Origin of the sequence: Plantactinospora solaniradicis (assembly GCF_042658085.1) — a bacterium.
GTDB classification, from domain to species: Bacteria; Actinomycetota; Actinomycetes; order Mycobacteriales; family Micromonosporaceae; genus Plantactinospora; species Plantactinospora solaniradicis.
This window is the reverse complement of sequence record NZ_JBHSPR010000094.1, coordinates 1-1,402: the sequence shown is the minus strand read 5'-3', so window position 1 is coordinate 1,402 and position 1,402 is coordinate 1. Positions and strand designations below refer to the sequence as shown.

1 protein-coding gene is annotated in these 1,402 nt (G+C 67.7%); it reads left to right on the top strand.

The annotated features are described in order from the left end of the window. Positions 1–16: 16 nt before the first annotated feature. A partial coding sequence (locus ACFP2T_RS45830; RefSeq protein ID WP_377433792.1) for a condensation domain-containing protein occupies positions 17–1,402 on the top strand: 1,386 nt, incomplete at its 3' end.

Below are 1,402 nucleotides of genomic sequence, written 5' to 3'. Positions count from 1 at the left end.
GTCCCGAATCCGGGCCGTGTTCGCCGTCGAGGTGCCGGTCGCGGCGCTGTTCGACACACCCACGGTGGCCGGGCTCGCCGAAGTCATCGACGTATCTACACCAGGAGCGGTGACCCCGCCGATCGTGCCGGTGGACCGCGACGGGCTGTTGCCGTTGTCGTTCGCGCAGCAGCGCCTGTGGTTCCTGGCCCAGCTGGAGCCGGACTCGGTCGAGTACAACATGCCGATGCCGGTCCACCTGGCCGGCGAGCTTGATGTGGCGGCGTTGGCCGTGGCGTTGACTGGGTTGGTGGCCCGGCATGAGGTGCTGCGGACTCGGCTGGTCGCCGATGCTGACGGGGTGCCGTGGCAGGTGGTCGACCCGCCGGCGTCGTTCGATCTGCCGTTGATCGACCTGTCGGGTGAGGACGATCCGGTCGCTGCTGTGGAGGTGTGGCGGGAAGCCGACGCGGTGGTGCCGTTCGACCTGGCGGCTGGGCCGTTGTTCCGGGCGACGTTGCTGCGGCTCGGCGCGGATGAGCATGTGTTGGCGCTGGCGATGCATCACGTGGTGGCTGACGAGTGGTCGGCCGGGATCCTGCGTCGTGAGTTGGACGCGTTGTATGCCGCAGCGCGCGACGGTGGGCAGCCCGCTTTGCCGGTGCTGCCGGTGCAGTACGCCGATTTCGCGGTGTGGCAGCGGCAGTGGCTGACCGGTGACGTCCTCGACGATCAGCTCGACTACTGGCGAGACCGTCTCGATGCTGTGCCGACGCTGGAGTTGCCGACCGACCGGCCGCGGCCGGCGCAGCGGTCCAGTGCTGGTGCGGTGCTCAAGTTCGTGGTGCCGGCCGAGGTGGTCGACGGTCTGCGGGTGCTGTCCCGGGACGCTGGCGTGTCGATGTTCATGACGGTGTTCGCCGCGTTCAACGTCCTGCTGGGCCGGTACTCGGGTCAGGACGACATCGTGGTGGGTACGCCGATCGCGAACCGGAACCGGGCCGAGATCGAGACTCTGATCGGGTTCTTCGTCAACACCCTCGTCATGCGGACCGACCTGTCCGGCGATCCGACGTTCACCGAACTGCTGGGCCGGGTGCGGGCGGAGACCCTGGCGGCGTACGCGCATCAGGATGTGCCGTTCGAGCAGCTCGTCGACGAGCTCGGCGTGGTCCGGGACCGGTCCCGCACACCGCTGTTCCAGGTGCTGGTCAACTACGGCACTGGTGACGGTGAATGGCGGGAGGACAGCGGCGAACAGCGGGACAGCGGTGTGGTCTCGACCATCTACGACCTGAGTTTGAATATCGGGGAGACGGACTCGGGTTTGCGTGGTGGCGTCGAGTACAGCAGGGAACTGTTTGACGAGTCGACGGTGCGGCGGTTGGTCGGGCATTTGATGGTGTTGCTGGGGGCGGTCGCG